6 protein-coding genes are annotated in these 6,693 nt (G+C 39.2%); 1 reads left to right on the top strand and 5 read right to left on the bottom strand.

Translation table 11 applies throughout. The annotated features are described in order from the left end of the window. Nucleotides 1–278 precede the first annotated feature (278 nt). A complete protein-coding gene (locus MMP60_RS11605; RefSeq protein WP_241336402.1) occupies nucleotides 279–1,508 on the top strand; it encodes a GGDEF domain-containing protein in 1,230 nt (409 codons plus the stop codon). 82 nt (nucleotides 1,509–1,590) lie between these two features. Here the strand turns inward: MMP60_RS11605 and aroC are convergent, their stop codons facing one another. From aroC to MMP60_RS11580, 5 genes are all read right to left on the bottom strand, one after another. Then, on the bottom strand, nucleotides 1,591–2,682 hold the full coding sequence (gene aroC / locus MMP60_RS11600) for a chorismate synthase (protein WP_241336401.1): 1,092 nt from the start codon (nucleotides 2,680–2,682) through the stop codon (nucleotides 1,591–1,593). Between the two features lie 15 nt (nucleotides 2,683–2,697). After that, nucleotides 2,698–3,063 carry a hypothetical protein gene (locus MMP60_RS11595; RefSeq protein ID WP_241336400.1) on the bottom strand — a complete coding sequence of 122 codons (366 nt, stop codon included), beginning with the start codon at nucleotides 3,061–3,063 and terminating at the stop codon, nucleotides 2,698–2,700. Nucleotides 3,064–3,074: 11 nt separating this feature from the next. After that, entirely contained in the window at nucleotides 3,075–4,088 is a 1,014-nt protein-coding gene (prmB, locus tag MMP60_RS11590) for a 50S ribosomal protein L3 N(5)-glutamine methyltransferase (RefSeq protein WP_241336399.1), read from the bottom strand. Nucleotides 4,089–4,259: 171 nt separating this feature from the next. Beyond that, the gene (gene trpB, locus MMP60_RS11585; RefSeq protein WP_241336398.1) at nucleotides 4,260–5,465 is read right to left on the bottom strand and encodes a tryptophan synthase subunit beta; all 1,206 of its coding nucleotides are present in this window, start codon (nucleotides 5,463–5,465) and stop codon (nucleotides 4,260–4,262) included. A 36-nt stretch (nucleotides 5,466–5,501) separates the two neighbouring features. Further along, nucleotides 5,502–6,689 (bottom strand): VWA domain-containing protein, encoded by a 1,188-nt coding sequence (locus MMP60_RS11580; RefSeq protein WP_018678988.1) that lies wholly within the window; start codon nucleotides 6,687–6,689, stop codon nucleotides 5,502–5,504. Nucleotides 6,690–6,693 lie beyond the last annotated feature (4 nt).

Below are 6,693 nucleotides of genomic sequence, written 5' to 3'. Positions count from 1 at the left end.
TCGAAACAGAAGAAAACGATTTGGTTTAAGGATGAATTTAATTGCTGGGCTGATTAACTGGATGAGTCAAAATTAACTTTCGCAAGAGATCTATTATATTACTGATATAGATTTATTTTACACCCAAAAGACAGAGTGAATACTGGATAATAAAATTTAGTTATCATAAAAATTCTTAATTTTATGTAATCTGATACACATTTTATTAAATTCAGTGTAACGTAGTTAAAACAATCCCTATTTACATTTATAAAAACATTGGGGGCGGTGAAGATAAAATGAAGTTAAAAGCATCCAATCTGTTGGGGCAAGAACAAATTGATTTGTTAATCTCTCGTGGATTAAATTTGGTTTGGTTTCCTAGAGAATTAGAAAATATCTATAAAGATCAGTATAGAACTGAAGCTGCACATGAATTTCGCTATCGTGCCCCTATCATTTTGGGACTATATTCCTATTTAAGTTTTGGTACTTATGAAATCTTACCAATCGAAATGCGTGCCGAATGGATCGCATATTATGGTTGGGTGGGTATGATCATTGTTCTTGCATGGTTACTTTCTTTTGCACCCTCAATGAATAAATGGTTTGATCATTATGTCTGTTTAGGGTCGACAGGTGCTGTTGCACTGACGTTTACCCTGATTAATGTATTAGAACAAGGTCATAATAATGTACTTTTTCACGCTGCAATGATGTATGCGGTTGTTATTATTTATGGTTTTGTCGGAATGCGGTTTTATACCGCAATGTTTGCCGGTTGGTTTGGTGGTTTGATTGGTATTGTCGCAAGTATCTGGTTACATGGTTCTATTGATTGGACTTATTTAAATCGAACTTATACCTTTAGTAGTTTTCTTGGCATGGCATTAGCTTATGCAATCGATCGACAACATCGAGAAAACTACCTACAAAATTGTATGATCGAGTTAAACCGACTTGAACTGATGCGCCAAGCACAACAGCTTTCGATTCTATCACAACAAGACGCTTTGACTGGTTTGGCGAATAGACGATATTTAGATGAGGTTCTGGAGAATGAATGGAAACGTTCAATTCGCCATGAAGTTCCGATTACCATTATGATGGTAGATATTGATTGTTTTAAACTATACAACGATACTTTAGGACATATTCAAGGTGATCAATGTCTTAGACGTATTGCCATTCTGTTAGGCTCTATTTCGTCTCGAAGTGGCGATCTTGCAGCACGTTATGGCGGTGAGGAATTCCTACTGTTATTTTCGATGACTGACAAAGACCAAGCACTCAGTCAAGTCCAACGCTTGATGGAGTTGGTACGTAACATTGCAATTGCTCACCCTCGAAGCAATGTTTCTAAATACGTTACGATCAGTGTTGGTGTTGCAACCATGATTCCACATTTAAATGACAGTCTATCTGAGTTTATTTCTAAAGCTGATCATGCCTTATATGTGGCGAAGAGTAATGGTCGGAATCAATATCATATCGCAACAATTGATCAAACGATTTCTGAAACTCTATGAAGTAACAGATGAAGACAGTTGAATTGTATAAAATAAGGAACATACTTACGCCCCTTTGGGCGCAAGTATGCATAAATAATAATTATGATTCGATTGGTTGAAATGGTGGAATAACATCCGCATTTTGCGCACGATTTCTTAGGAAATGATCCATTAGCACAATCGCGAGCATTGCTTCAGCAATGGGAGTCGCTCGAACGCCCACACAAGGATCATGACGACCTTTGGTGAGTACATCTGTATTCTCACGATCAATCGTAATGGTTTTACCTGGTGTAGTAATACTTGCTGTTGGTTTCAATGCGATTGCTACACGAATCGTTTGACCACTTGAGATTCCACCTAAAATCCCGCCTGCATGATTAGCAAGGAAACCATCTGTCGTCAGTTCATCACGCGTTTCATGCCCGAATTGTCCTGCAACGGCAAAACCATCACCAATCTCAACCCCTTTCACTGCGTTGATACTCATCATTGCATGAGCAATATCAGCATCTAAACGGTCAAATACTGGTTCACCCCAGCCAACAGGAACTTTTTCAGCAACAATTTCTAGTTTTGCACCACAACTTGTACCTTGCTCACGTAATGAAGTGACAAGTTGCTCAAAACGAGGAACAGCATCAACATCACCACAGAAAAATGGATTATTCGGCACTTCAGACCAATCTAATTTTTCAGCAATTTCATTACCAATTTGTGTTACATGTCCACGAATATCAATACCAAACTTCTCAGCAAGATATTTCTTTGCAATCGCGCCCGCAGCAACACGCATTGCAGTTTCACGTGCACTTGAACGACCACCGCCACGATAGTCACGGAAGCCATATTTTTGTGTATAAGTATAGTCTGCATGCCCCGGACGAAAAGTCTGAGCAATATTACCGTAGTCTTTTGATTTCTGGTCTGTATTACGAATTAATAAACCAATTGATGTTCCTGTCGTTTTACCTTCAAAAACCCCAGAAATGATCTCAACTTGATCTGGCTCTTTGCGTTGCGTTGCAAACTTGGAAGTACCTGGTTTACGACGATCTAAATCTTTCTGTAAATCTGCTTCGCAAAGTTCAAGACCTGGTGGTACACCATCGACAATTGCCATCAAGCCCGCACCATGTGACTCACCACATGTGGTCACACGAAATAACTGACCAATACTATTTCCTGCCATTTTTTAACCTATATTTTATTCATCAAAACGGTCGCACATTTCATTTAGCATTAATTCATAGACCTGCCCTAAAACATCTTCATCACATAATTGACGATAAGCAAGGACAATATATTCAATCAGATTTTTATAATCCGAAACTAAATAAAGACGATGAACCAATGGCTCTGTGGCATCAGGATCAAATTCACCATACCCTAAGTTTATAAGTAGTTTATCAAATTGCTGACAGACTTCTTGTTTAAAAACCTCTGAGTTAATTGCATCAATATCACTTTGATTCCACTGATTTTTTAATAAAATCAAACCATCTTCAAACTGCTGAATTTGGGTTTGATTTAAATCAGATTTGATTGCTAATAAAATTTCTGCAATTGGCATGATGTATGACTCTAGATCTGCTCAACAGATTGTTGAAAGATGTCTTTATAACGGCGGCATTGTTCCGCAGTTAATGCAAAAATACCAGAACCACCTTTTTGGAACGTTAACCAGTGGAAATCAACAGTATTGAAGTTTTGGCGCATTGCCCATTCAGAGTTACCGACTTCAATTACAATTAACCCATCTTCAGTTAAATAATCAGCAGCTTGAGCTAACATTTTACGGACTAAATCTAAGCCATCTTGACCCGCCGCAAGTGCAAGTTCAGGCTCATGTAAGAATTCTTCTGGTAAATCTGCCATATCTTCTGCATCCACATAAGGTGGGTTGCTTACGATGAGGTCATATTGATTTTCAGCAGGAATTCTTGAGAATAAATCAGACTCAAGCAAAGCAACTTGATATTGCTTGTCATGATGCTCAGCATTAATGGATGCAACTTCCAAAGCTTCTTTGGAGATGTCAGTTGCATCTACTTCAGAATCTGGGAATGCATATGCCAAAGCGATTGCAATACAGCCGGAACCTGTACACATGTCTAAAATACGTTGTGGCGTTTTCGGATTAGTGTTTTCTGGTAAATTATTTAATGCTTCAAGCATTTGACCATTTTCATTCAAGCAATATGGTGCAAAGCGTTGTTCGATCAATTCGGCAATTGGTGAACGAGGAATCAGTACACGTTCATCTACATAGTATGGTTTATTACAGAAATAAGCCAAATTCAATAAATATGATGTTGGAATACGATCATTAATTCGACGTTCTAATAAACTTAAGAACTCTGCTTTTTCAGTTGGGAGCAGTTTTGCATCTAAGATTTCTGCATCTGCTTTCCACTCAAGAGAAAGGGTTTGCAAAACGAGTGCTGAACTTTCTGCAAAATAATCTTCAGTACCTTGACCTAAGTGCGCATCATATTGACGAAGTGCTGTTACACCAAAACGAATAAAATCTCGAATGGTTACTAAATTTTCAGCCGCTTCTTGTATATGTTCAGGGCTGATCGTAGGTCGCTCCACTTAGGCGTCTCCAAAAGTGCTAATTGCAAAACGGTTTATTTTACCTGAGCCTAGAAAAGCAAAGCAACGCTTTAACCCGTTTAGAGCAGGATTCAGCCTAATTTAACAATAAAAAAACCACCTCATCTCAATGAAGTGGTTTTTCAGTCATAAATATTGAAAAACTAAAACTTATAGGCTTAATTTTTCAGCCACATAATCAGCATCTTTATCACCACGACCAGATAGGTTCACCACAATCTTGGTATTCTGCGCCATCTTAGGTGCTTCACGTATCGCCCAAGCGACTGCATGTGAACTTTCTAAAGCAGGAACAATACCTTCAACACGCGAAAGTGTCATAAAAGCATCTAAACACTCTTGGTCAGTTGCCGTTTCATATTGCACACGACCGAGTTCTTTTAGGAAACTATGCTGTGGGCCAACCCCCGGATAGTCCAATCCTGATGCAATTGAATGTACAGGTAGCGGTTCACCATTTTCATCTTCAAGCACATAACATGCCATACCATGAATCTGACTAGGCTTACCCAAAGTGAGTGTTGCAGAATGTTTATCTGTATCTAAACCATGACCTGCGGGTTCTACTCCCACTAATTTCACTTCTGGTATATTTAAAAATGCAGTAAATGCACCAATGGCATTTGACCCACCACCAACACAAGCAACAACATAGTCAGGGTTTTGCCCAAAACGCTCATTTGACTGGATTTTGATTTCATTACCAATGATCGACTGGAAGTCACGCACCATTTTCGGAAATGGATGTGGTCCAACCACTGAACCAATTGCATAAATATAGTTTTTAGGGTCTTTTAAATATTCTTCAAAGGCACTATCCACTGCATCTTTTAATGTGGCAGTCCCTTGTGTAACTGAAACCAATTTCGCGCCAAGGATTTTCATCTTCACGACATTGGGATGTTCTTTTTCAATATCGACTTGCCCCATGTGAATTTCACAAGGAATACCCACTAATGCACAAGCTGTGGCTAAAGCGACACCATGTTGCCCTGCACCCGTTTCGGCAATGACTTTGCTTTTACCCATATACTTAGCAAGCAAAGCCTCACCTAAACAGTGATTAATCTTATGTGCGCCAGTATGGTTGAGGTCTTCGCGTTTTAGATAAATCTGAGCACCGCCGAGTTGATCGGATAGGCGCTTTGCATGAAATAATGGACTTGGTCGACCTACATAGTTCTTAAATAAGTCATTCAGTTCATTTTGAAATTCAGGTGTATGGCGGATTTCTTCATACGCCGCATTAATTTCATCCATCGCTTCTTTCAAATGAGGAGGAATAAACTGACCACCAAAATTACCAAAGAAACCTGCTTCATTCGGTAAAGCAATCCCATTAATTTGATGTTCCATGATTCCTCCTATTCTTATAAAGTATGTGTATAAACGCTAACGAGACAAATAACGGGTCATATCCTCAATGCCTTTTAATGTCATTGGATACATATGATTTTCAAAAATATCTTTAATCCAGTTAATGGTCTGGGTGTAATGCCAATAACCTTCCATTTCAGGATTCAGCCAAGCCGTTTTATCAAAGTGCTGACGTAGACGTCTTAACCATACTTCTCCAGCCTCATCATTCATATATTCGACTGAACCACCTGCTGATTTTAATTCGTATGGTGCCATACTGGCATCACCGACTACAATTACACGATAGTCTCGACCATAGGTATGGAACAAATCCCATGTATTCATACGGGTCGAACTACGACGGTGGTTATCCTTCCACACATAATCATAAAGACAATTGTGAAAATAGAAGTATTCTAGGGTTTTAAATTCCGATTTAGCTGCACTAAATAACTTTTCACATTCAGCAATATAGGCATCCATTGAGCCACCGACATCAAATAACATCAAAACTTTGATACGGTTACGACGCTCAGGCACAAGCTGTACGTCTAAAATACCCTGTTTAGCAGTTTCACGAATAGTACCATCAACATCGAGTTCTTCAGCCGCCCCTTGACGCGCAAACTTACGTAAACGGCGTAAAGCAATTTGCATCTGACGTGTTCCCAAAACTTGATCATCGTCAAGATTTTGGTATTTACGTTGCTCCCACACCTTTACAGCTGAACGTTTACGCCCTGGCCCGCCAATGCGCACACCTTCAGGGTGATCACCGAAAGCACCAAAAGGTGACGTCCCCCCCGTACCAATCATACGATTGCCACCCTGATGTTTTTTATGTTGTTCACGTAAACGTTCTTCCAACATTTTCATCAGTTCTTCGAGAGAACCTGCTTTCTTTAATTCTTCACGTTGCTCAGGAGTTAAATGCTTTTCAAGTAGCTCAAGATCAAACCAATCTTTGGGTAACTTGTGAACTTGTTTGAGTAACTCGTCCAAATCAAAAGTTTCAATGCCATCAAAGTAGTCTTTCATAGCACGATCGAACTTATCAAAAAAACGCTCATCTTTGACTAAAATTGTTTTAGCCAATTGATAGAACTCTTCCTGATCTGCAAACACAAGTCCTGAAGCAACCGCCTGATTAAGATCAATCAGCTCACGAGTTGTAACAGGTACGCCATATTTGCGTAAGGTGTAAAACAATCGCACAAACATTGGT

The organism is Acinetobacter sp. ANC 4805 (genome assembly GCF_022549495.1).
GTDB lineage: Bacteria > Pseudomonadota > Gammaproteobacteria > Pseudomonadales > Moraxellaceae > Acinetobacter.
Note: the sequence above shows the minus strand (reverse complement) of the source record. Positions and strands in the feature narration are given on the sequence as shown.

What these genes read in the sequence shown, in the direction of transcription:
- MMP60_RS11595 (WP_241336400.1), bottom strand. Translation starts at nt 3,063, where the DNA reads ATGCCAATTGCAGAAATTTTATTAGCAATCAAATCTGATTTAAATCAA.
- trpB (WP_241336398.1), bottom strand. Translation starts at nt 5,465, where the DNA reads ATGGAACATCAAATTAATGGGATTGCTTTACCGAATGAAGCAGGTTTC.
- MMP60_RS11580 (WP_018678988.1), bottom strand. Translation starts at nt 6,689, where the DNA reads ATGTTTGTGCGATTGTTTTACACCTTACGCAAATATGGCGTACCTGTT.
- aroC (WP_241336401.1), bottom strand. Translation starts at nt 2,682, where the DNA reads ATGGCAGGAAATAGTATTGGTCAGTTATTTCGTGTGACCACATGTGGT.
- MMP60_RS11605 (WP_241336402.1), top strand. Translation starts at nt 279, where the DNA reads ATGAAGTTAAAAGCATCCAATCTGTTGGGGCAAGAACAAATTGATTTG.